The organism is Winogradskyella sp. ECml5-4 (assembly GCF_036903175.1).
Classification (GTDB): Bacteria; Bacteroidota; Bacteroidia; order Flavobacteriales; family Flavobacteriaceae; genus Winogradskyella; species Winogradskyella damuponensis.
Genome location: NZ_JAYJLF010000002.1, coordinates 75,875 through 101,375, shown reverse-complemented (window position 1 = coordinate 101,375; position 25,501 = coordinate 75,875). Strand labels below are relative to the sequence as shown.

Below are 25,501 nucleotides of genomic sequence, written 5' to 3'. Positions count from 1 at the left end.
TCAAATTTGTACTATCAACAAAAACGAACTTTTAATGACCAATCACATTATGAAATCACAGACTTACGAATACCTAAAGAACCATAGAAATGTGGTGGGTAAAATGCTAGTTACAATCATTACACTCTTTATAAGTATAATTACGTTTGGACAAACTACCATTTCAGGACAAGTAACAGATCATAAAGGTGAAGTTGTTATTGGTGCCAATGTGTATTTAGAGGGGACTTATGATGGCGACACTTCAGATGAATATGGTAAATTTTCGTTTTCTACTGATGAAAAAGGTGTACAAACCTTAATTATTTCTTTTTTGTCTTTTGAAACCAAAACAATTATCGGAGATGTTTCTAAATTTTCAAACCTTCAAATTAAATTACGAGAAGACGTTGAATCCTTAGATACTGTAATTATTAGTGCTGGTACTTTTGAAGCAGGTGATAATTCTAAGGTTTCTGTTCTAAAACCGTTAGATGTGGTAACAACAGCAAGTGCCTTAGGCGATTTTGTTGGAGCCTTACAGACGCTGCCAGGAACGTCAAATGTGGCAGAAGATGGCCGTTTATTTGTACGTGGAGGTAATGCAGATGAAACTCAAATTTTTATAGATGGTATTCGTGTGTTTACACCGTATGCACCAACGACTAATAATATGCCAACACGTGGACGTTATTCTCCATTTTTATTTGATGGTATTACATTTTCAACAGGAGGTTATTCTTCAGAATTCGGACAAGCTTTATCGAGTGTATTACTTCTAAATACCATTGACGAACCAGACCAAGAGAAGACAGATATTGGTATTATGAGTGTTGGAGCAAGTATAGGTAATACACAGAAATGGGAAAAATCGTCTTTAAGTTTTAATGCTAGTTATATTAACCTGGCTCCTTATTTAGCTGTTTTTAAAGATAGAAACGAATGGAAAACCCCTGTTTCTGGAGCGCAAGGTGAAACTGTTTTTAGACAAAAACTAAATAATGGCATGTTGAAATTTTATGCGGCTTTTGATGCTTCAAAATTTGAATTAAATCAAGAAGATATTAATTATGAAGAAGGCATCGATTTTAAATTGAAGAATAATAACTTCTATCTCAATACATCTTATAAGGGTGTTTTAGGACATAATTGGACCTTAACTTCAGGCGTGAGTTATACTTATGCTAAAAATAAGATAGGCATTCAAACTAGTACAATTAATGCTACTGAAAATTCCGCTCATTTAAAGTTGAAATTAAAAAAACGATTTAATAGTCGGTTTAAATTGAGTTTCGGTGCCGAACAGTTTATTACGGATTTTAAGGAAAATTATAATGAAGGTTTTATTGACGAAACCTATGGCTTTAACAATAATATAACTGCTGGATTTGCTGAAGCAGATGTCATTTTTTCTAAAGCCTTGGCGTTAAAGATAGGAGTGAGAGCAGACCATAGTTCAATTTTTAATGCTATAGATGTGGCTCCACGAGCAGCATTGGCTTATAAAAGTTCTAAAAACGGACAGTTTTCTTTAGCTTATGGTAACTTTTTTCAGAATCCCAATAGCAATGTTTTAAAGTTTAATCAAGATTTAAGAGCACAAAAGACATCACATTATATATTTAACTATCAATATGTAAATGATGGTAAACTATTTAGAGCAGAGGCTTACAGAAAGGATTACGACGATTTAGTAAAGTTTGATACTGATATTGCGCAGTTTGATAGCAATTTTAATACATCAGGACAAGGCTATGCGCAAGGAGTTGATTTCTTTTGGAGAGATAATACGAGTATAAAAGCAGTAGATTATTGGGTAAGTTATTCTTATTTAGATACAGAACGCGATTATAGAAACTATACAACTACTGCACAGCCAAGTTATGCTACAAACCATAACTTATCTATTGTTGGTAAATATTGGATTGAAAATTGGAAAAGCCAAGTAGGATTATCTTATGGATTTTCTTCAGGTCGTCCCTATACCAATCCTAATACTAATGCATTATTAAGTGAGCGCACAAAAGCATTCAATAGTTTAAGTGTTAATTGGGCGTATTTATTAAGCCCACAAAAGATCTTATATTTTTCTGTTAATAATGTCTTAGGCTTTAAAAATATTAATGGTTACCAATATGCAAATACATCAGATTTTAATGGACAATTTAATAGACGCGCTTTAACTCCAGCAGCCGATCAGTTCTTTTTTGTTGGATTCTTTTGGACCATAAGTGAAGACGGAAAAGAGAATCAATTAGACAATTTGTAATGCTTAAGGTGTTGATTCTAAGTGAAACATGATATATGTCATAAATTTTAAGCGTTATGATGCGTAAATTTATGTAACAAAATTAAACGTCATGGAACTCAAGAAAAACCCAAAAGCCAATGTAGGTCGAAACAGTAGTTTATTTTTTGCTGTTGGCTTAAACGTAATGTTACTCCTAACATATATAGGATTAGAACATAAGACTTACGACAGAGAAGCTACAAAGATTGATGTCTTAATGGTAGATGATTTAATAGATGAGGATATCCCTATTACAACTATTGAAATTGCTCCGCCACCACCTCCAGCTCAAAAACAAATTGTAACAGAAGTCATAACTATTGTTGAAGATGTTGAAGATGTTGAAGAGAGTGTTATAGAAAGTACAGAAATTGGTCAAGATGATATTATTGATGAACGAGAAGTTGGAATTGAAGAAGTTGCTGTTGTGGAAGTTGAAGAAGAAGTAGAAGTTCCTTTTGCGGTAATTGAAAGAGTGCCAAGATTTCCAGGCTGTACAGGAAACAATGCAGAGTTAAAAGCTTGTTTTGAAAAAAAAATACAAGAACATTTACAGAAACATTTTAAATACCCAGAAACTGCGGCAGAACTTAATATTCATGGTAAAGTATTTGTATTCTTTTTAATAGATAAATACGGAAAGGTGACTAAAGTTAAAAGTAGAGGTCCCGACAAACTTTTAGAAACTGAAGCAGAGCGAATTATTAATTTGCTACCAACAATGGAACCCGGAAGACAGCGAGATATGAACGTAGCTGTACCTTACAGTATTCCAATTAATTTTAAGTTAGAAACACAATGATTTTAATAACAGTTTTAACTTAAGTTGTAGTCGGTTTAGTTTAATAAAATGTCATTTTGAGGATAGTAAAAACAAAAATAATTAAGTTTTTTACAATTCTTAAAATGACTTTTTTGCGTTCTATATTAAATAGAAGCAATGGATAAAAGGTTAATTAAACCAAACTGCATAACCTTCTCTTCTTAATTCTAAAGCAATTTGTTCTTCAGCTTTTAAAGCTTCGGCTCTGGTAAAAAAAGGATCAATATGATTAAAAAGACTAGGGCGTAAATAGGTGCCATATTGCTCTACAATATTTGAAGATATTTTATACCCTTTTTTATTCCGATGTCCTGTTTTGTGTTGTAAAAAGCGTTCTTTAGGTGTTTTACTTGTCATACCAACATATAAACACTCTAAAACACCATTAAACTGCGGATTTGCTTTTCTAAACTTAGTGTTTTCAGTAAACACGCGTTTAGAAAGTTCTATGACATATATGGTATATAGTGTTTTAGACATTTTAGGAAAACTAGATTTCTTACTGTTTAAAATAAGGAATTTTAAATGATTTAATAGCTAGTGATATGTATATTTAAGTAATGCTAGTAATTTTCCTTTTTTAGAAAAATACTCTTTTTTTTCTACTAGTCCATTGTCTAATCTTGTTTCTATACTTTTACCGCCTTTTTCTAATACTAACTTTATTCCCGACATATAACCTGTACGATTTGTTGAAAATTTTCTAATTTCTTTGTTCCTTTCGGTACATTTATTAGACACAACAGTCCTGTTTTCATTTCTCATTTTTACACAGTTCCCATTTATATGATATGTGTAAATATCTTTGTTTATTAGATTTCCGTTTTTGTCAAATTTTGCTTTGGAAATTAACATTCCACCATCATTGTAATTCCATGTGTAACTAACAATCCGTTTGTTTTTTATGATATTATATAGAATGCTATCCTTTAAGTTTTTATCTCTAATTCTAAGTTGATGTACTAAAGTATCGCCTTCGGCATTTAATTGTAACCTTCGCATAGAGCGATTTTCGTAATCTTTAGTAATAATGTGTGAGTAATTTACCGCTCCTTTTTCATCTAATGTTGTACTATATTGTGTCTTCCCATCATCAGAAATTTTATAATTCGTTTCTTTAATTAAAGAGTCGTTTAAATCGTATGTTTTAAATGCTGTTGTATTTCCATAATTATCAATTTCATTAACGTGATATGTCTGTTTTATTAGTGAATTGTCTTGGTATTCATACCCTTGAATTATAATCTTAGTGATTTTATTTTTAGTTAACAATTCAGGAGCATTATTTTGACTGAAAATAACAGAAGTAAATAAGCTAAAAAAAAGGATATGTATGTTTTTCATATTCAGATTGTAGGCATAATTAAAATTAAATAAGCTTTAAAACTCAAATATGAAGAAAAGAATAGTATTAGCTCAGTAAAAAGCTTTTTAATTTTTCATAAATAGCAATTTTATTGGATACTTTTTCTTTATCTATTACAGCTTCAATTTGAGAAGGTAAAGGCAACGTTTTTTTAATGACATCTTCCACAACATCTAAAAACTTTGTTGGATGTGCTGTTTCTAAAAACACCACATGTGCATCATTGTTTTCTAAATAGGTTTTAGCACCTAAATATCCAACAGCACCATGTGGATCAGCGACATAGTTGAATTCTTTGTATAACTCTAGTAATGCCGTTCTAGTTTCAGCATCTGTAAAACTGTAAGATGATAAATTAGTTTTTAGGGCATCAAAATCGTTATTATGTAATTCTTGGATACGTATAAAGTTACTTGGGTTACCAACATCCATGGCGTTACTAATAGTTTGTACAGATGGTTTTGGGTCGTAAGATTGTGTGGTCATGTAATTTACAACCGTGTCATTAGCGTTGTTTGAAGCTATAAAATGTTTAACAGGTAATCCTAATTTTTGAGCGACCATACCAGCACAAATATTTCCAAAGTTACCACTAGGAACAGAGAAAGCAATGTCTTTGTGTTTTGATTTTAATTGCTTGTATGCAAACATAAAATAAAAGAGTTGTGGTAACCAACGTGCAATATTTATAGAATTAGCCGAAGTTAACTGCATTTTACTAGTCAACTCTTCATCCATAAAGGCCTGTTTTACCATGTCTTGACAGTCGTCAAAAACTCCATCAACTTCTAAAGCTGTAATATTTTGACCAAGTGTTGTTAATTGTTTTTCTTGAATATCACTCACTTTTCCACTTGGGTAAAGAATCACAACGTTTACACCTTTTACACCTAAAAAACCATTAGCAACAGCGCCACCTGTATCTCCAGAAGTAGCTACTAATACCGTGACATCATTAGTATTGGTTTTGTTGAAATACCCTAAGCACCTCGCCATAAAACGTGCTCCAACATCTTTAAATGCCATAGTTGGTCCATGAAATAACTCTAGTGTTGAAATGTTTTTATTTATTTCAACTACGGGAAAATCAAAACTTAAGGTTTCTTCAACAATCGTTTTTAAGACATCTTCAGGAATTTCAGGAACAATGAATTGTTTAATTGCTTCAAATGCAATTTCTGTATTTGATTTGTCTTCAATCGTTTCAAAAAAAGAGGCCTCTAAAGGTGTAATAGATTCTGGGAAATATAAGCCTTTATCTGGTGCTAATCCTTTTACAACAGCATCTTCAAAAGTTGTGTTTGGTGCTTTTCTGTTTAGTGAATAGTAGTTCATTAGTTGTTTTATATTATGTTCAGAAGAATGATTTATTGGTAAGGTTCATCCCAATATTTTAATGGCGTTAAGAGTGACCTCGTGTTTACTTTAAAATTTTTATACCTTCTGTGTTAATTTTTGAAACATAAGTTTCGAATGCAATATCTGTTTTAGCATAGACATCTCTAATTGCTTTTTCTACATTTTGAGCAGTAGCGTCTCCTTTGCTTAACATAAAAATTGATGGTCCAGAACCTGAGATTGCACAGCCCAAAGCTCCTGCTTGTAATGATGCCTTTTTGATAGCGTCGAAATGTGGAATCAGTTGTTTGCGATACGGTTCAATAACCACATCGTTTAATGAGTCTTTTAATAACTTATAATCCGATGTGTGTAAAGCATGAACCAAGCTTCCAACATTTGCCCATTGTGTAATGGCATTACTTAATGGAATGTCTTTTGGAAGAATTGCTCTAGATTCGGATGTTTTTATTTCAATCTGTGGGTGAATTAGAGTTGCAAATACATCTGAAGGTGTAGGTAATTCTAAAACATGTAATGGACAGGCACTTTTTACCAGTGTAAAACCACCAAAAATAGCTGGCGCTAAATTATCGGCATGTTCGCATTTACTGGCTAAGGCTTCACCTTTCATAGCAAAGTTAGTTAGCTGTGTTTTGTTTAATGGATAACCTAGTAAAACATTCATTCCAAAAACACTTCCAGCTGCACTTGCAGAGCTACTTCCAATACCACTGCCAGGTTTAATTTTTTTATAGATTTCAATTTCAAAACCGCAATCTGGTTGTAAAGCATTGTACATCGCTAATGCTGAAACACCAGCAACGTTTTTCTCGGCTTCAAAGGGCAAATCGTAGCCTTCAATTTTGGTGATTTTAATACCTTTTTTTTCTGTTTTTCTAATGACCATTTCATCACCAATGGTGTCTAAGCAAAAACCAAGGACATCAAATCCACATGCCACGTTTGCTACTGTTGCAGGCGAAAATATTTTGATTTCGTTTTTCATATTTATTTGCCGCGATAGCGGTCATCTAATTATTAGCGATTCTTATAATATCTGCAAACAAACCAGAAGCTGTAACGTCTGCACCAGCACCAGCACCTTTAATAATCATGGGTTGTTCTGGGTAACGTTGTGTATAAAACATAACGATATTGTCTTTACCTTTAAGGTTGTAAAATGGATGCCCTTCAGGAATTTCTTGAAGTCCAACTTTAGCTTTTCCGTTATTAAACTCTGCAACAAATTTTAGTTGACAATTTTTATCTTCAGCCGATTTAAATAAGCTTTGGTAATAGGTTTCATCTTTTATTAATGTTTTAAAGAAGTCTTCTACAGAAGCTGCTTCCATGGCATCATTGGTTAAGAAATTATCAGATTCCAAATCAGATAGTTCTAAAGCATGACCACTTTCTCTAGCCAGAATTAGAACTTTTCTTGCAACATCAATTCCGCTTAAATCAATACGAGGATCTGGTTCGGTATAGCCTTCTTCTTGGGCTTGTTTTACCACATCATAAAATGTAGTTTCAGCATTAAAGTTGTTAAATATAAAATTAAGACTCCCCGATAAAACGGCTTGTATAGTATTTATTTTATCTCCAGAGGTAACTAAATGATTTAAGGTGTCTATGACAGGTAGTCCTGCGCCAACATTGGTTTCAAACAAAAATGCTGCGTTGTATTGTCTAGACAATGTTTTTAATTCATTGTAGTATTCAATGTTTCCAGAACAAGCAATTTTGTTGCAAGCTACAACTGAAATACTATGCTTAAGATAATCTCCATATATATTAGCAACGGCATCATTAGCTGTAATATCTACAAAGACAGAGTTTCTTAAGTTTAGTTTTTTTACATGATTTAAGAAGCCTTTTAAACTTGCTTTTTCTCCGTTTTCTAGCTGCTGTTTCCAGTGTTTTAAATTGATACCATCGTCATTAACAACCATAGTTCTAGAATTGGACAGGCCAGCAATTTTTAAACTGATTTTAAAGTTTTCTTTAAGGTAAGATTTTTGTTGATGAATCTGTTCAATTAGGCGTTCACCAACATTACCAACACCTGTAATAAACAAGTTGATTTGTTTTGTTTTAATTTCAAAAAACTGCTCGTGTAAGCTGTTTAGTGCTTTTTTTACATCATTTTTATGAATAATAGCAGAAATATTACGTTCCGAAGCTCCTTGGGCAATCGCTCTAATATTAACATTGTTTTTACCTAGTGTACTAAACATTTTGCCACTAATGCCTTGGTGGTTTTTCATCTTATCTCCAATAACAGCAATAATGGATAAGTTGGTTTCAACAATGATTGGATCTATTTTTAAAAGTTGAATTTCATATTCAAAAACAGTATCTATAACTTCTTTGGCACGTTTGGCATCGTTATCTGAAATTCCGAAGCAAATAGAGTGCTCAGAAGAAGATTGTGTAATTAGAACAATGTTAATTTTTTCTTGAGCTAAAGTTTCAAACAAGCGTTTTCCAAACCCTGGAACACCAACCATACCATTACCTTGTAAAGTCAGTAATGCTATATTTTCAATATTACTAATACCTTTAACAGGTGAGCCATTTGGTTGCGTGTTTTCTGTTATTGTAGTTCCTAGTGCCTCAGGATCTAAAGTGTTTTTAATCACAATAGGAATTTTCTTTTTAAGCACAGGCATCACTGTTGGTGGATATAAAACTTTGGCTCCAAAATGTGATAATTCTACAGCCTCTTGGTATGATAGTTCTACAATAGGAGCAGCTTGTTTTACCAATTTTGGATTGGTGGTGTACATACCACTAACATCTGTCCAAATTTGTAATTCATCTGCATCTATGGCAGCTGCAATTATTGCGGCAGTATAATCGGATCCTCCGCGACCTAAAGTCGTTATTTCTCCGTGTACAGATTTAGAAACAAAACCTGGTAATAAGACTATAGCGTTTGAATTTGAATTAAAATATAATTGAATATTAATATTGGTAATCTCAAAATTAACAGTGGCATTATTGAAGTTAGAATCTGTTACAATTAACTCTTGTGCGTTTTTGTACGCAACATCAACTTGTCTGGATTTTAAAGTGTGGTAAATTATAGTTGATGATAAGGCTTCACCAAAACTCAATAATTTGTCCTTAGTTTTAGGAGACAATTCATTAATTAAATAGATACCATCTAAAAGGCTTTTTAATTCATTTAATTTTTCTGAAATTAAATCATATAAGGCTTCATGGCTCTTTTTGAGATTTTTATCATGATCTGAATTTTCAAAAAGCCCCTCAATAACTTTACTGTGTTGAGACCAAATGGCATTATAGGTTTGTTTATATTCTAAGTCTTTATTACAAGCTAAGTTTGCCGCTTCTAATAATTTATCTGTAATACCACCAACGGCAGAAACAACTACAGCAATATTAGTGTCTTTAGATTGTTGCTCTAAAATAGAAATAACTTTATTTATGTTTTCGGCTGAACCTACAGACGTTCCGCCAAATTTTAGAATTTTCATGTGTTTATGTAATTTAAGAGAATAAAATGTCTAAATAGACAATAAGGGACGGAGAGCATATTATAAATTACCCCAAAGGGTAATAATAGTTGAAATGAAAAACATAGAAATACACATGCTGTTAGCATTACCCATTGTATGTGATGTTATTTTAAGATTTGTTTTCATTACATACCAAAAGTATTATTTTTATAACAATAAAAAAACTAATCATAGCTTTTTAGGGAATTAGTAAAAAAGAGGTAATCTTTATTAAAAAAATGAATTATAATTAATAAATATGGTCCAGTATTAAATTATTCACATGTAACGTTTTGTGACAAATGTTTTCTATAGAGTAAGAATGATTTGTGAACTCTTATTAACTGAATTTAATCTGATAAATAATATACAAATGAAACGAGCATGTTCAAAATTCTATTATCAATAAAATGAATTGATTGAGAGTGCCATGTGACTTATAAAAAATAAATATAGACAATACATGAAATTATTTTCAAAAGAACAAATTTATGAAGGCGATAAATTAACTACAGAACGCCAAAAAATATCATCAACAGAATTGATGGAAAGAGCAGGAACACAAATTTTTAATTGGATGCATATGCGCATGCAAGGTGCGCAGGTGCCTATTCATGTATTTTGTGGTATTGGTAATAATGGTGGAGATGGTTTAGTTTTGGCTAGACATTTAATTACCCATGGCTATAATGTGGTAACCTACATTGTAAATTGCAGTGATAAACGTACTAAGGACTTTTTGCTTAACTATGATCATATAAAAAACGTTACTAAAAAATGGCCTACAATGTTAAGTTGCAAAAGCGATTTTGAAGATGTTGTTATTGGAGTAGATGATATTATTGTAGATGCTGTTTTTGGAATAGGATTAAATAGGCCACCTAATACTTGGGTTCAAGAATTATTTCAAAAGTTTAGGGATTCTAAAGCGTTTACATTATCTATAGATATTCCTTCGGGACTTTATACAGATAAAGCTGTAGAAGATAGTAAAGCAGTTGTTCATGCTAATTATACACTGAGTTTTCAATCTCCTAAATTGGTCTTCTTTTTACCAGAAACAGCCAAGTATACATCACAATGGGAAGCTTTAGATATTGGTATAGATCGTGATTATTTAATGCAAACAGAAACAGAAGTAGAGCTTATATCTAAACATGAAGTTTTGCCAATTTATAAACCAAGACAAAAATTTGCACATAAAGGAGATTTTGGGCATGTTTTAATGTTAGGAGGTAGTTATGGTAAAATAGGCGCTGTTAATTTAGCTAGTAGAGCAGCTTTAGGCTCTGGGTGTGGTTTGGTAACAGCTTATGTTCCTAAATGTGGTTATCAAAGTTTACAGACGGCTATTCCAGAGGTTATGGTAATTACAGATGAAGATGAAACTAATATTTCTAATATTCAATTTGAGATAGAACCAACAGTAATTGGTGTTGGAGTAGGATTGGGAACTTCAGAAAAAACAGCAAAAGCATTTGAGGCCTTTTTAAAACAAAATAAAAGTCCTTTAGTAATAGATGCAGATGCTCTCAACTTGCTTTCAAAAAAGAAAGCCTTATTAAAATTATTACCAGAGCAATCTATTTTAACTCCGCATCCTAAAGAATTGGAACGTTTAGTAGGAGCTTGGTCTGATGATTTTGAAAAGCTTAAAAAGGTAAAAGCATTTTCAAAAAAATATAATGTTATAGTTCTTATAAAAGGAGCACATTCTATAACTGTTTATAATGAAAAACTTTATGTGAATACCACAGGAAATCCTGGTATGGCAACAGCGGGAAGTGGCGATGTTTTAACAGGGATTATTTCCGGATTAGTAGCGCAAGCATACGAACCGTTAGCAGCAACTATTTTTGGAGTTTACCTCCATGGAAAAGCTGCAGATATTTCATTAGAAGATTACGGTTACCAAAGTTTAATTGCTAGTCATATTGTAGCAACCATTGGTGAGGCTTATATTGATTTGTTTAAACAGCCAGAGCAACCTCAGGAAGAAGAAAAACAAAACAAATAATAAAAAAAAGCCTGTTTCAATAGAATGTTTGAAACAGGCTTTTACTAATTGAGATTTGAAATTATAGTCCCAATTTTTCAAATAATTTAATAAGTTGAGGGCTTGATGGTCTTGGAGCATCTGCATCAACAATATTTCCATTAGGATCTACAAGAATAAATCTTGGAATTGAATTGATTTTGTAACTTTTAATAAAGTCAGAAGCAAAACCATTATCTGCCATTAATTGAATGCCTCCAAGTTCTTCATCGGCAACCATTTTTTTCCAACCTTGGTATGCTGCAGCGGCATCATTTTTATAGCCACGACCATTATCTACAGAAATACTTACAAAAGCTATGTTTTTGCCTTCAAATTGTTTTTCAACCTTTTTAAGAGAAGGAATTTCCTTAATGCAAGGTCCGCACCAAGTCGCCCAAATATCAAAGTAAACATATTTTCCTTTTAAGTCTGAAAGCGATAAGTCACCACCAGCAAAATTTTCATAATTTTCAAAAGTAGGAGATGGTGATCCTTTAGGAAAAGCAGCACGTGTTGCTATTTTAGACGCCATAAATCTATTTAATTGTACAATAGAACCTTCAATATTTCTATCCATTAGTGCTACTCGAGTTGAGTCTACTTTAGGATATTTGATTTTTATATCATTATATGCCGATTTGTAGTCTTCAATTGCTTTTTCTAAATCTTCTTTTGTGCCATAATTAATAAGGTCTTCTGTAAAATAGTCTTTAGAAATTGAAAATGATCTAACAGAAAAGTTATTAATATCCGAATTATCACCTTTAAAAACAATTGATTCTAAAAAGGAGTCGTTGTCTACTTCAAAAGCAGACGTTTTGTCATTTTTTAAATAGATTGATCCGTATTCTTTTCCATGTAAAAAGGTGTAATCTCCTTCAACAACTTTTAATGTATCTTTAAACGTACCATCATCATTAAGCTTAATTATTTTTTCGTACTCGCTACCTTTAAAAACTTTTAGAGTTTTACTATTATCTGGGTTTTCAATTTTTCCAGAAATTGTTGCATAATCTTTAGGTTCTCCCTTACAAGCTAAAATAGTTGTAGCTAAGCAAAGCACTAATAATCGTTTCATAAATTTTGTTTTTTTTTCGATTGCAAAAATAACCATTAAAAAATAAAATTAATATTGAAATGAATTATTAACAAAACCTTGTAGAATCCAAAAATATTCTCAATTTTGAAAAAAAACATTAAAATTCTTCCTAATGGATAACTTTCATATAATTTCTTCTGATGCTTTAGATATTGTAACGATTTATAATATTTTTTATAAGAATAAAAAGCTAAAACTTTCAGAGGCATCTAAACATAAGATACAGAAATGTAAAACGTATTTAGACAATAAATTGGCAAATGAAAAAAAACCTATGTATGGAATTAATACAGGTTTTGGATCGTTATATAATGTAAAGATTTCTGATACGGATCTTAGTCAGCTTCAAGAAAATTTAGTAATGTCTCATGCATGTGGAACAGGTGAGCGTGTACCAGAATCTATTGTTAAAGTGATGCTGCTTTTAAAAATTCAGTCACTGAGTTATGGCCATAGTGGAGTGCAGTTAGCAACCGTAGAAAGATTGATTGAATTTTTTAATAACGATATTTTTCCATTTGTGTTTACGCAAGGTTCTTTGGGAGCTTCAGGGGATTTAGCACCTTTAGCACATTTGGCATTACCTTTATTAGGAAAAGGAAAAGTGATGCATAACAATAAGGAATATGATGCAGCAACACTTTTAGAAGAGTTTAATTGGGAGCCTATAACACTTGAAGCTAAAGAAGGTTTAGCTTTATTAAATGGTACGCAATTTATGAGCGCTTATGGTGTTTATTTGTTGCTAATGTCTCATAAAACATCGTATTTGGCAGATATTATTGCTAGTATTTCTTTAGATGCTTTTGATGGACGCTTAGATCCTTTTCATGATTTGGTACATGCAGTAAGACCACATCCAGGACAACGAAAAGTAGCAAGACGCTTTAATGAATTTTTAAACGGAAGTGAATTAATCACGCGCGAAAAAGAACATGTACAAGATCCTTATTCGTTTCGTTGTATTCCACAGGTGCATGGAGCAACAAAAGACACTTTAGATTTTGTTGAGAAAGTGATTTTAACGGAAATTAATTCTGTAACAGATAATCCTAATATTTTTCATGAAGAAGATTTAATTATTTCTGGAGGAAATTTCCATGGTCAGCCGTTAGCATTAGCTTTGGATTATTTGAAGATTGCTATGGCTGAAATAGGTAATATTTCAGAACGACGTGTTTTTCAATTGGTATCTGGTTTAAGAGGTTTGCCTGCATTTTTAGTAGATAATCCTGGTTTAAATTCGGGCTTTATGATTCCGCAATACACTGCAGCAAGTATCGTAAGTGCTAATAAACAAATGGCATCTCCTGCTAGTGTAGATAGTATTGTCTCTAGTAATGGACAAGAAGATCATGTGAGTATGGGAGCCAATGCCGCGACACAGGCTTATACTTTGATAAAAAATGTTGATCGTGTTATTGCTATTGAATTGATGAATGCTTCACAAGCCATAGAGTTTAGAAGACCTTTGAAAACTTCTCCTTTGTTAGAATCATTTTTAGAGCAATACCGAAAAGTAGTGCCATTTATAAAAGTAGATGAGGTGTTACATGATTCTATTGAAGCTTCTATTCAGTTTCTAAAAGATGTTGATATTGAAATAGAGGAGTTATTTTTAAATCATTACGATTTAAAATAAGGATGCATTAGCTATTGCTAATTAGCTCATCAGCCCAATTAAAAGCTTCTGTTAAAGTGGCGAAAATTTCAAAAGGTTTGTGAAGAAATAATTTTTCGATTTGAGCATTCCTTTTGGCTTTATAATCGTGAGTTACTACGGCTAAACCAGCTAAATTTTTAGTTTTAGAAGTTCTTGGGTAAACATTGGGATTTACGGAATAAGAATTTACTCTGTGGCTAATGTATACAAAAGGTTGGTTTGAATAATAGTTTTCTGCTATTTTGATGAGTGCTTCATTTTGTTCCTTATCTACATGAACACCTTCATTTATAGTTGTGATCATATAATTTTTGTAGAATTTTAATGTACAGAAGCCTATATCAATAAATTTTTGCATAAAAAAAGCACTTATTTTTCTTACAAAATACAAAAAACTCCTTTAATTATAAAGGAGTTTTTTTATTATGAATGATTTTTAAAATATTAAAAATCGCTATTTATGATTCTGTAGTTTTACCCGCTGATTTTATCTTTATGCTTAAGACATCATTTTTTTCATCTAAATCCATAGTGATAATATCTCCTTCTTGAATTTTAGAATTAATGATTTCTTCAGCTAGAGCATCTTCAACATATTTCTGAATGGCTCTATTTAATGGTCTTGCTCCATACTGTTTGTCAAATCCTTTTTCGGCGATATAACCTTTAGCGTTATCTGTAAGTTTAAGATCGTAACCTAAATCTTTAATTCTATTAATAAGCTTAACTAGTTCAATATCAATAATTTTATTAATATCTTCTTTCTCTAGAGCATTAAAGACAATAACATCGTCAATTCTGTTTAAAAATTCAGGTGCAAACGCTTTTTTAAGTGCATTTTCAATAACCCCTTTTGCATGATCTGATTCTTGAGCTATTGCTGCAGAAGTGCCAAAACCTACACCAGTACCAAAGTCTTTTAACTTTCTGGCTCCAATGTTAGACGTCATAATTATGATAGTATTTCTAAAATCAATTTTACGACCTAAACTGTCTGTTAAGTACCCGTCATCTAGAACCTGTAATAACATATTAAAGACATCTGGATGTGCTTTTTCAATTTCATCTAAAAGGACAACAGCATAAGGCTTACGTCTTATTTTTTCTGTTAATTGACCACCTTCTTCATATCCAACATATCCTGGAGGTGCACCAACTAAACGCGATATAGCAAATTTTTCCATGTATTCACTCATATCTATTCTTACTAAAGAATCATCACTTTCAAATAGCTCGCGAGCTAATACTTTGGCTAATTGTGTTTTTCCAACACCAGTTTGCCCTAAGAATATAAATGATCCAATAGGTTTGTTAGGGTCTTTAAGTCCAGCTCTGTTTCGTTGAATCGCTTTTACAACTTTAGCAACAGCTTGATCTTGTCCAATAACTTTACCTTTAATTAATTCTGGTAATTTAGATAATTTAGTGATTTCTGTTTGTGCTATTTTATTTACAGGAATTCCTGTCATCATAGAAACTACATCAGCAACATTATCTTCAGTAACAACTTCTTTGTGTTGTTTTGTTTCTTCTTCCCATTTTTCTTGGGCAGTTGCGAGTTCCTTTTCTAATCGTTTTTCGTCATCTCTAAGCTTTGCTGCTTCTTCGTACTTTTGCTTTTTAACAACGCTATTCTTTGTTTCTTTTACTTCTTCAAGTTTCTTTTCTAGTTCAAGAATTTGTTTTGGTACATCTATGTTAGTAATATGTACACGAGAACCTGCTTCATCTAAAGCATCGATAGCTTTGTCTGGAAGAAAACGCTCTGTCATATAACGATTAGTTAGCTTTACACAAGCTTCAATAGCTTCATCTGTATAATCGACATTATGATGCTCTTCGTATTTTCCTTTAATATTATTAAGGATTTCGATGGTTTCTTCAACAGAAGTTGGTTCAACAATAACTTTTTGAAAACGACGTTCTAAGGCACCATCTTTTTCAATATATTGTCTGTACTCATCTAAAGTAGTTGCACCTATACATTGTATTTCACCTCTTGCTAAAGCTGGTTTAAACATATTAGAGGCGTCTAAACTTCCTGTAGCACCACCAGCACCAACAATAGTGTGAATCTCATCAATAAAAAGAATAATATCATCATTCTTTTCAAGCTCGTTCATAACGGCTTTCATACGTTCTTCAAACTGTCCTCTATACTTTGTGCCTGCAACTAAGCTTGCCAAGTCTAAAGTGACGACACGCTTATTAAATAAGGTACGAGATACTTTTCGCTTTACAATGCGTAATGCTAAACCTTCGGCAATAGCAGATTTACCAACACCAGGTTCTCCTATTAATAAGGGGTTGTTTTTCTTTCTTCGACTTAAAATTTGAGAGACACGTTGTATTTCTTTTTCTCGTCCTACAACAGGGTCTAATTTGTCTTCTTCAGCAAGTACAGTTAAGTCTCTACCAAAATTATCTAAAACTGGTGTTTTTGATTTCTTGTTTGTTTTACTAGATTGGCCTCCAAACGGATTCTGTTTTGCATCTTCTTGTTCGTTCATATCATCATCAGAAAACGATTCTGCTTTTGGGGTTTCTAAATAATCATCTTCGTTAGTTGCCATAGATTTAAATTCTTCTTTTACGTTATCATAATCTACTTTTAGCTTGTTTAAAAGCTTTGTTGTAGGATCATTCTCATTTCTTAAAATGCACAATAATAAATGTGCTGTGTTTATTGAGGTGCTCTGAAATAGTTTTGCTTCTAAAAACGTTGTTTTTAGTGCACGCTCTGCTTGCCTTGTTAAGTGCAAGTTCTTTTTTTCGTTCGATGTAGTTACGATATTTGGGTTGGCAGGACTTAAAATCTCTACTTTACGTCTTAGGTGATTTAGATCTACATCTAAGGCGCTTAAAATATCTATAGCTTTACCGTCTCCATCTCTTAAAAGTCCAAGCATTAAATGCTCAGTACCAATAAAATCATGACCTAAACGTAAAGCTTCTTCTTTGCTGTAAGCAATTACATCTTTAACTCTTGGGGAAAAATTATCATCCATACTATATTCCTTTCTGCTTTAAAAATAATAAAAACATATTGAGTATAAGTCAAAAACCGTACCTTAATTATATGATTATTATAAGTCGTAAACGAAGAGAGTAAAAAAGCTTTTTAAATCAAAGGAAAATTGCAGATACTTATTAACGAAAAAGATATCAAATATTGTTAATAAAAAATACCAAAAACCAAGTGGTATTTCTCTAAAAACAGTGGTATTTTGGTTATATTAGCGCGTTATGAAAATTCACAAAAAAACTAATTAATTTTATATATGGCAGAAGGAGAAAAACTCATTCCAATTAACATTGAGGATGAAATGAAATCGGCTTACATTGATTATTCAATGTCGGTCATAGTGTCACGTGCGCTACCAGATGTAAGAGACGGTTTAAAACCAGTTCATAGACGTGTACTTTACGGTATGCACGAATTAGGTGTTAGAGCAACTGGAGCACATAAAAAATCAGCAAGAATTGTCGGTGAGGTTTTAGGTAAGTATCATCCACATGGTGATACTTCAGTTTATGACGCTATGGTACGTATGGCTCAAGAATGGAGTTTGCGTTATATGTTAGTTGATGGACAAGGTAACTTTGGGTCTGTAGATGGAGATAGTCCGGCTGCAATGCGTTATACAGAAGCAAGAATGCGTAAGATATCTGAAGATATGTTAGCAGATATTGATAAGGAAACTGTAGATCATAAATTAAATTTTGATGATACTTTAGAAGAGCCAACAGTTCTTCCAACGCGTATTCCAGGTTTATTAGTTAATGGAGCTTCAGGTATTGCTGTTGGTATGGCAACAAATATGCCACCACACAACTTAACCGAAGTGGTAAATGGAACAATTGCTTACATCGACAATAATGATATTGAAATAGATGAATTAATTCAACATATCAAAGCACCAGATTTTCCAACAGGTGGAACCATTTATGGTTATGATGGGGTTAAGGAAGCTTTTCATACAGGTCGTGGGCGTATTGTAATGCGTGGTAATGCAATTATTGAAGAAGTACAAGGTAGAGAATGTATTGTAGTTACAGAGATTCCTTACCAAATCAATAAAGCAGATATGATTAAGAAAACTGCTGACTTGGTTAATGAAAAAAAATTAGAAGGTATTGCTACTATTAGAGATGAATCTGATAGAAATGGTATGCGAATAGTTTACGTTTTAAAGCGTGATGCAATACCTAATATTGTACTTAATAAGTTATTTAAATATACAGCTTTACAATCGTCATTTAGTGTTAATAATATTGCATTAGTAAATGGTCGTCCGCAGTTATTAAACCTAAAAGAACTAATTCATTATTTTGTAGAACACAGACATGATGTAGTTGTTAGAAGAACCACTTACGAATTGCGTAAGGCTGAAGAAAGAGCTCATATATTAGAAGGCTTAATTATAGCTTCTGATAATATTGATGAGGTTATTAAAATTATTCGTGCATCATCAAATGCAGATGAGGCTCGTAATAGTTTAATAGAACGTTTTAAATTATCTGAGATTCAGGCCAAAGCTATTGTTGAGATGCGTTTGCGTCAGTTAACAGGTTTAGAGCAAGATAAGCTGCGAAGTGAGTATGAGGAAATTATGAAAACAATCATAGACCTTAAAGATATCTTAGACAAGAAAGAACGTCGAATGGATATTATTAAAGCAGAGCTTGAAGTTATTAGAGATAAATATGGAGATGATCGTCGTTCAGTAATAGAATATGCAGGAGGAGACTTGAGTATTGAAGATATGATTCCTGATGCACAAGTGGTAATTACAATTTCTCACGCAGGTTATATTAAACGTACATCACTTTCAGAATATAAAACACAAAATAGAGGTGGAGTTGGTCAGAAAGCATCAACGACTCGTAATGAGGATTTCTTAGAGCACTTATTTGTTGGTACTAACCATCAATACATGCTATTCTTTACGCAAAAAGGAAAATGTTTCTGGATGCGAGTTTACGAAATTCCAGAAGGAGCTAAAACGTCTAAAGGTAGAGCAATTCAGAACCTAATAAATATTGAGCAAGATGATAAAGTCATGGCTTTTATCTGTACTCAAGATTTAAAAGACGAAGATTACATTAACAATCATTATGTAATAATGGCGACCAAAAAAGGTCAGGTTAAGAAAACCTCTTTAGAGCAATATTCAAGACCAAGATCTAACGGAATTAATGCCATTACCATTAAGGAAGACGATGTTTTATTAGAAGCAAAATTAACAACAGGTGAAAGCCAAGTGATGTTAGCTTTAAAATCTGGTAAAGCTATCCGTTTTGAAGAAGCGAAAACACGACCAATGGGTAGAAATGCATCTGGTGTACGTGGTATTCGTCTTCAAGATGAAAAAACCGATGAGGTTATAGGTATGGTTGCTGTAGACGATATGGATAGCAATATTCTTGTGGTTTCTGAAAATGGATACGGAAAACGTTCTAGTTTAGAAGATTATAGAATTACCAATAGAGGTGGTAAAGGTGTAAAAACCATTTCTATTACAGAAAAAACAGGAAACTTAGTATCTATTAAGAATGTAACCGATGAAGATGATTTAATGATTATTAATAAATCTGGAATAGCTATACGTATGGCTGTGGCAGATTTACGTGTAATGGGAAGAGCAACACAAGGTGTTAAATTAATCAACCTTAAAGGAAATGATTCTATTGCAGCAGTTGCTAAAGTGATGAAAGATGAGGAAGAAGATATTGAAGGTATTGATGATGCCGAAGTAATTAATTCTGAATCAATTGATAATGAAGATGCAGCTGAAGATGGCACGGCTATTGATAATAATGAAACTGAAAACGAATAATTAACAACAAAACTATTTATTACAAGATGAAAAAATTACTGACATTAGTGTTACTTTTAATTGTTTCCTCAATGTCTTTTGCACAAAAGAACGAGATTAAAGCCATTGAAAAAGCACTAAAAAATTCGAATTTTGGAGATGCTAAATCTGCAGTATCAGCTGCAGAAGCATTAATAGGAAATATGGATGATAAGTCTAAAGCCAAATTCTATTTCCTTAAAGCTAAAGCTCTTTATGCAGAAGGAAAAGGTTCTGATAAAGATATAGATGAAGCTATAGTAAGTTTAGATGACTTGAAAGAATTAGAATCTAAAATGGGGAAATTAAAATATACCCAAGAAGCTAATGAAATGTCATTAGGAATGGTTAATACATTTCTAACTAAAGCTAACAATGCGTTTAGTAGTAAGAATTACACTGTTGCTGCAAAAGGCTTTGAAAAAGTTTACAGAATGTCTCCTAAAGATACGTTATATCTTTATTACGCTGCTTCTGCTGCTGTAACTTCTCAAGATTATGATACTGCTTTAGACTATTATGTAGAATTAAAAAACATGGGATATACAGGTATCCAAATGAATTACTATGCTACAAATGTAGAAACTGGTGAAGAAGAATTGTTTGCCAATAAGCAAACAAGAAATTTTTCTGTAAAATCTAAAGCTCATACTAAGCCTAGAGATGCTAAAAGCGAATCTAAAACAGCTGAAATAGTAAAGAACATCGCTTTAATATATGTATCACAAGGAGATAATGAAAAAGCTTTAGGAGCTATGGCTGATGCTAGAGCAGAAAATCCTGATGATTTAGGTTTATTATTATCAGAAGCTAATGTTTACCTAAAAATGGGTAACAGAGAAAGATTTAAAGAATTAATGGAAGAAGCAACTACTAAAGATCCTAATAATGCTGAATTACAGTATAATTTAGGTGTGTTAGCTGCTGAAGGTGGTAACCCAGAAGCTGCTATAAAATATTATGAAAAAGCTATTTCTATTAACCCTGGTTATGTAGATGCTTATAACAATATTGCAGTTGTAATGTTAGAAGGTGAAGCTAAGATTGTTGAAGAGATGAATAGCTTAGGAAATAGTTCTGCAGATAACAGAAAATATGATGAGTTAAAAGAAAAACGTTCACAATTGTATTATCAAGCTATTCCTTTTTTAGAGAAAGCTTTAGAGTTGAGAAATACTAATATAGATGCGGCTAAAACGTTAATGAACATATATAGCGCTTTAGGTGAAACTGATAAGTTTAAAGCTATGAGAGCTAGGATTGAAAAAATGGAAGCTTCTGCTGCAGGTGGAAATTAAAATTAGATTCAAAATAGTATAAAAAAAGCGGCTGAAAAGCCGCTTTTTTTATACTATTTTTTTAATAACTCTCAATTTGTGGGTATGTGTATTCTTATCAATATTATAAATACCACTATGATCTAAACGATCAATTCTTACTTTGCCATGCGCATGGATAATGTAATTATCTTTCATGATAATACCTACATGAGTAATGTTGCCTTCTGCATTATCAAAAAAGGCTAAATCACCAGGTTCACTTTCTTCAATAAAGCTTAGAGCTTCCCCTTGTGTTGCTTGTTCAGAAGCATCTCTAAATAATTTATACCCATTGAGTTTATATACCATTTGTGTAAATCCAGAACAATCAATTCCAAAAGGTGATTTTCCACCCCATAAATAGGGGGCATTCAAGAATAAAAAAGATGATTTAACAATATTTTCTTTAGCGCTTTTTGAGGTTAAGGCAGTACCATCAAAGTTATGCTTAAGTATGTTTAACCCATTTAAATCTGAACCAACAGGAATAGGATATAAATTATTTGAAGCATCTGATACAAATTCAATTAAATCTTTGGATAAATTAACACCAGATTTATTTAGGTCATTATAATTAGATGCGTCAATTTCTAAGTATTGCTTATTATCTATCCAACCTTCATATTTATCGAAAGCAAAACGGATGCGACTCCACTTTTTTCGTTGCTCAAGCACTTTAAAAAAGTCACCATACAGAGCTTGCGTTACCATTTCACTGGTATCGCTAGGTTCTAATCGTATAGGTACAATGCCAAGATTGCAAATGCCGTATTGCATAGAGTTTGGTTAAGCGCGTTCTAATACCACTGCAGAAGCACCTCCACCGCCATTACAAATAGCAGCTGCTCCAATATTGGCGTTATTTTGTTGTAATACGTTAATTAAGGTCACTAAAATTCTTACGCCAGAGCATCCAAGTGGATGTCCTAAAGAAACGGCACCACCATTAACATTTACATTACTATCGTCTAATCCTAAAATTTTCATATTAGCTAATCCAACAATAGAGAATGCTTCGTTAAATTCAAAGAAATCAACGTCTTTTATATCAATATTCGCTTTAGCTAATGCTTTTGGTAAAGCTTTAGCAGGCGCTGTTGTAAACCATTCTGGTTCATGTGCAGCATCTGCATACCCTTTTATAACAGCAATAGGTTGTAAGCCTAATTCTTCAGCTTTTTCTCTGCTCATTAATATCATAGCAGCAGCTCCATCGTTAATTGTAGATGCATTTGCAGCAGTAACTGTTCCGTCTTTAGTAAATGCAGGACGTAATGCAGGAATTTTATCCATTCTCACATTCGTATATTCTTCATCTTTATCAATAATTACAGGTTCTCCACGACGTTGAGGAACTTCAACAGCAATAACTTCATTCTCAAATTTTCCAGCATCCCAAGCCGCTTTAGAACGTTCATAAGACTGAACAGCAAAAGCATCTTGATCTTCTCTAGAGAATTTATATTCAGTTGCACATAAATCGGCACAAACACCCATGGCATTATTGTCATAAGCGTCAACTAATCCGTCTTTTTGCATACCGTCTTCAAGCGTTGCTGGTCCAAATTTTGTACCAGTTCTTGCATGATAATAATGTGGAATTAAACTCATGTTCTCCATTCCACCGGCAACAACTATTTCTGCATCACCTAATTGTATAGCTTGAGCAGCTTGCATTACAGCTTTCATTCCTGAAGCACATACTTTGTTAACTGTAGTACATGGAATTGTGTTTGGTAATCCTGCGTAAATAGCAGCTTGTCTTGCAGGAGCTTGTCCTGTACCAGCTTGCACAACATTTCCCATAATGACTTCATCTACTAGCTCTGGTTTTAAATTAATTTTATCTAAAGCTCCTTTAATAGCCGCAGCTCCTAATCGAGGTGCTGGTACTGTAGATAAACTTCCTAAAAAACTTCCAATTGGTGTTCTAACTGCTGAAACTATAACGACGTCCTTATTCATTGTGATTATATTTGATGTTATTTGGAGCGAAATTAAACATTTTTTAAGAGATTTTAGAATGTATTAATGATATTAGCAGTCTAAAATTCTAATATTTATTACATTTGATTGTATATGAATGTATTCCTCAATAAATGGTATAAGAATCATGCTTTAGTTTATAAGATATTATTATTCTTATTAACCACATTGTTTATTGTTTACTTGTTTCCTAAAACAGGGAAGTTTAGATACTCTTTTGAAAAGGGTAAGCCATGGCAATCCGAAAACCTATATGCTCCATTTAATTTTGCGATAAAGAAATCCCAAAGTGAAATAGACAAAGAACAACGCGAAATTAAAAATCATAGTCCTTTGTATTTTGAGGTCACTAAAGGTGTTGAAGACGATGTTTTGTTAGATTTTACGATGAGATTTAACCAAGTATTTAAAGACTCTAGTACTCTTAGAACTGAAAATACAACGTTATTTAATCATGGTAAATCAATTGTAAACAAGCTTTATAATTCCGGAATATTAGATTTAGATTATAATTATGATAAAGATAGACCTGTATTTTTAACGTCATCTAATACCATTCAAAAAGAGTTGCAATATGGCAGTTTGTATGAGTTAAGTGAATGGAGAGCACTTGTAGAGAAGGATTTAGGAAATACATTATCTATAGATACAAAAAAGCGTATAGTCTCTATTTTTTTCGATGTTATTAAACCTAATATAAAACTCAATAAAAGTCTTAGTGATAAAGCTTTAGAAGAGGAATTGTCACGAATTTCTTTAACGAGAGGACGTATTGAAAAAGACCAACTCATAGTTTCTAAAGGACAAGTAGTAGAGGAAGATCAATACGTTATTTTAAGCTCTTTAAAATCCGAATATGAATCTCAAGTATGGAATTCTGCTAATTATAATTGGGTTCTTGTAGCTTACACACTATTGGTGGCATTGGCATTACTTATGTTATTATTGTTTTTAAGAAAATATAGACTCGAAGTCTTTTTAAACAACACTAAAGTGACGTTTATATTTTTTAATATCGCATTAATGATATTGTTAAGCACTTTGGTTATTAACTTTAATTCTCAGTATATCTATGTGGTGCCATTATGTATTTTACCACTCGTACTAAAAGCTTTTTTCGATGCAAGATTAGGTCTCTTTACACATGTACTTACGGTATTACTTTTAGGTTTTATTGTACCTAATAGTTACGAGTATATGTTTCTTCAGATTATTGCAGGAATGGTAACGATTTTAACGGTCTCAGAATTATATAAAAGAGCTAACCTTTTTATATCAGTAGGACAAATAACATTTATTTATATCATTGCTTATTTTGCGTTTTTCGTTATTCACGAAGGGCAATTAACAGGTCTAAAATGGGAAACCTTTGGTTTATTTGTGCTTTGTGGTTTAGCGACTTTGTTTGTTCAGCCTTTAATCTATATTTATGAAAAGATTTTTGGACTGGTGTCTGACGTATCTTTATTAGAATTGTCTGATACAAATACAAAATTGCTAAAAGAATTATCAAACAGAGCTCCAGGGACATTTCATCATTCATTAAATGTAGCTAATTTGGCTGAAGCTTCAGCTAATGAAATTGGAGCTAATGCTATGTTAATTAGAGTAGGAGCCTTGTATCATGATATTGGCAAGATGAATAATCCAACGTATTTTACAGAAAACCAGAGTACGGGTATTAATCCTCATGACGAATTATCGAATAAAGAATCTGCGAAAATCATTATTGATCACACAATTAAAGGCATTGAAATTGCTAAAAAATACAATTTACCAGATCGTGTTATAGATTTTATTAGAACACATCATGGTACCAGCTTAGTGTATTATTTTTATATGAAAGAAAAAGCTGAGAATGAAAATGTTGATATCAGCGATTTTACTTATCCAGGTCCAAAACCATTTAGTAAAGAAACAGCAATTTTAATGATGTGTGATAGTGTAGAAGCTGCTTCAAAAAGTTTAAAAGATCCTACAAGTACAAAGATTAATGATTTTGTTGAAAACATAATCAATAAGCAAATGGAGAGTGGTCAGTTTTTAAATGCGAATATTACGTTTAAAGAAATTCAATCTATCAAAAAAGTGCTTAAACATAAATTAGCGAATATTTACCATCTAAGAATAGAGTACCCTGAATAATAAAAAAAAGCCACTCCCTACAGCGGCTTTTTCTTCTAAAAAAATAATCGTTTACTAAACAACAATTACT

At 32.3% G+C, this 25,501-nt stretch carries 17 protein-coding genes; 7 read left to right on the top strand and 10 right to left on the bottom strand.

The window, feature by feature from the left end:
* Nucleotides 1-103: 103 nt before the first annotated feature.
* Nucleotides 104-2,248 carry a TonB-dependent receptor gene (locus tag VDP25_RS02045; protein ID WP_334466861.1) on the top strand — a complete coding sequence of 715 codons (2,145 nt, stop codon included), beginning with the start codon at nucleotides 104-106 and terminating at the stop codon, nucleotides 2,246-2,248.
* A 91-nt stretch (nucleotides 2,249-2,339) separates the two neighbouring features.
* Nucleotides 2,340-3,071: an energy transducer TonB gene (locus VDP25_RS02040; protein WP_334466241.1), complete on the top strand. Its 732-nt coding sequence runs from the start codon at nucleotides 2,340-2,342 to the stop codon at nucleotides 3,069-3,071.
* A 150-nt stretch (nucleotides 3,072-3,221) separates the two neighbouring features.
* Here VDP25_RS02040 and VDP25_RS02035 read toward each other — a convergent pair whose 3' ends face one another.
* From VDP25_RS02035 to thrA, 5 genes are all read right to left on the bottom strand, one after another.
* Nucleotides 3,222-3,572 (bottom strand): ribose-5-phosphate isomerase, encoded by a 351-nt coding sequence (locus VDP25_RS02035; protein ID WP_334466238.1) that lies wholly within the window; start codon nucleotides 3,570-3,572, stop codon nucleotides 3,222-3,224.
* Between the two features lie 57 nt (nucleotides 3,573-3,629).
* Nucleotides 3,630-4,436: a hypothetical protein gene (locus VDP25_RS02030; protein ID WP_334466235.1), complete on the bottom strand. Its 807-nt coding sequence runs from the start codon at nucleotides 4,434-4,436 to the stop codon at nucleotides 3,630-3,632.
* 67 nt (nucleotides 4,437-4,503) lie between these two features.
* A complete protein-coding gene (gene thrC, locus VDP25_RS02025; protein WP_334466232.1) occupies nucleotides 4,504-5,793 on the bottom strand; it encodes a threonine synthase in 1,290 nt (429 codons plus the stop codon).
* Between the two features lie 85 nt (nucleotides 5,794-5,878).
* A complete protein-coding gene (locus VDP25_RS02020) occupies nucleotides 5,879-6,805 on the bottom strand; it encodes a homoserine kinase (protein WP_334466229.1) in 927 nt (308 codons plus the stop codon).
* 25 nt (nucleotides 6,806-6,830) lie between these two features.
* Nucleotides 6,831-9,302 (bottom strand): bifunctional aspartate kinase/homoserine dehydrogenase I, encoded by a 2,472-nt coding sequence (thrA, locus tag VDP25_RS02015; RefSeq protein ID WP_334466226.1) that lies wholly within the window; start codon nucleotides 9,300-9,302, stop codon nucleotides 6,831-6,833.
* Nucleotides 9,303-9,786: 484 nt separating this feature from the next.
* Here thrA and VDP25_RS02010 point away from each other — a divergent pair, with 484 nt between their 5' ends.
* On the top strand, nucleotides 9,787-11,340 hold the full coding sequence (locus tag VDP25_RS02010) for an NAD(P)H-hydrate dehydratase (protein WP_334466224.1): 1,554 nt from the start codon (nucleotides 9,787-9,789) through the stop codon (nucleotides 11,338-11,340).
* 61 nt (nucleotides 11,341-11,401) lie between these two features.
* On the opposite strand, the gene VDP25_RS02005 is transcribed toward VDP25_RS02010, so the two are convergent.
* Nucleotides 11,402-12,439, bottom strand: a complete 1,038-nt coding sequence (locus tag VDP25_RS02005; protein WP_334466222.1) for a TlpA family protein disulfide reductase — start codon at nucleotides 12,437-12,439, stop codon at nucleotides 11,402-11,404.
* A 133-nt stretch (nucleotides 12,440-12,572) separates the two neighbouring features.
* Here VDP25_RS02005 and hutH point away from each other — a divergent pair, with 133 nt between their 5' ends.
* Nucleotides 12,573-14,102: a histidine ammonia-lyase gene (hutH, locus tag VDP25_RS02000; protein WP_334466220.1), complete on the top strand. Its 1,530-nt coding sequence runs from the start codon at nucleotides 12,573-12,575 to the stop codon at nucleotides 14,100-14,102.
* 7 nt (nucleotides 14,103-14,109) lie between these two features.
* Here the strand turns inward: hutH and VDP25_RS01995 are convergent, their stop codons facing one another.
* Nucleotides 14,110-14,481 (bottom strand): hypothetical protein, encoded by a 372-nt coding sequence (locus VDP25_RS01995; protein ID WP_334466218.1) that lies wholly within the window; start codon nucleotides 14,479-14,481, stop codon nucleotides 14,110-14,112.
* A gap of 100 nt (nucleotides 14,482-14,581) precedes the next feature.
* Nucleotides 14,582-17,131: an ATP-dependent Clp protease ATP-binding subunit gene (locus tag VDP25_RS01990; protein WP_334466216.1), complete on the bottom strand. Its 2,550-nt coding sequence runs from the start codon at nucleotides 17,129-17,131 to the stop codon at nucleotides 14,582-14,584.
* 273 nt (nucleotides 17,132-17,404) lie between these two features.
* Between VDP25_RS01990 and gyrA the strand changes: the two genes are divergently transcribed.
* Together gyrA and VDP25_RS01980 are read left to right on the top strand one after the other, a co-directional pair.
* Nucleotides 17,405-19,963, top strand: coding sequence for a DNA gyrase subunit A (gene gyrA, locus VDP25_RS01985; protein WP_334466214.1), 2,559 nt, complete (start codon nucleotides 17,405-17,407; stop codon nucleotides 19,961-19,963).
* Between the two features lie 26 nt (nucleotides 19,964-19,989).
* A complete protein-coding gene (locus VDP25_RS01980) occupies nucleotides 19,990-21,279 on the top strand; it encodes a tetratricopeptide repeat protein (RefSeq protein ID WP_334466212.1) in 1,290 nt (429 codons plus the stop codon).
* 48 nt (nucleotides 21,280-21,327) lie between these two features.
* Here VDP25_RS01980 and VDP25_RS01975 read toward each other — a convergent pair whose 3' ends face one another.
* Both VDP25_RS01975 and VDP25_RS01970 read right to left on the bottom strand, forming a co-directional pair.
* Nucleotides 21,328-22,077 carry a C40 family peptidase gene (locus VDP25_RS01975; protein ID WP_334466209.1) on the bottom strand — a complete coding sequence of 250 codons (750 nt, stop codon included), beginning with the start codon at nucleotides 22,075-22,077 and terminating at the stop codon, nucleotides 21,328-21,330.
* Between the two features lie 9 nt (nucleotides 22,078-22,086).
* Complete coding sequence (locus VDP25_RS01970; RefSeq protein ID WP_334466206.1) at nucleotides 22,087-23,265, bottom strand: acetyl-CoA C-acyltransferase; 1,179 nt, start codon at nucleotides 23,263-23,265, stop codon at nucleotides 22,087-22,089.
* A gap of 114 nt (nucleotides 23,266-23,379) precedes the next feature.
* On the opposite strand from VDP25_RS01970, the gene VDP25_RS01965 reads away from it, so the two are divergent.
* Nucleotides 23,380-25,431, top strand: a complete 2,052-nt coding sequence (locus VDP25_RS01965) for an HD family phosphohydrolase (protein WP_334466203.1) — start codon at nucleotides 23,380-23,382, stop codon at nucleotides 25,429-25,431.
* Nucleotides 25,432-25,501: the final 70 nt, after the last annotated feature.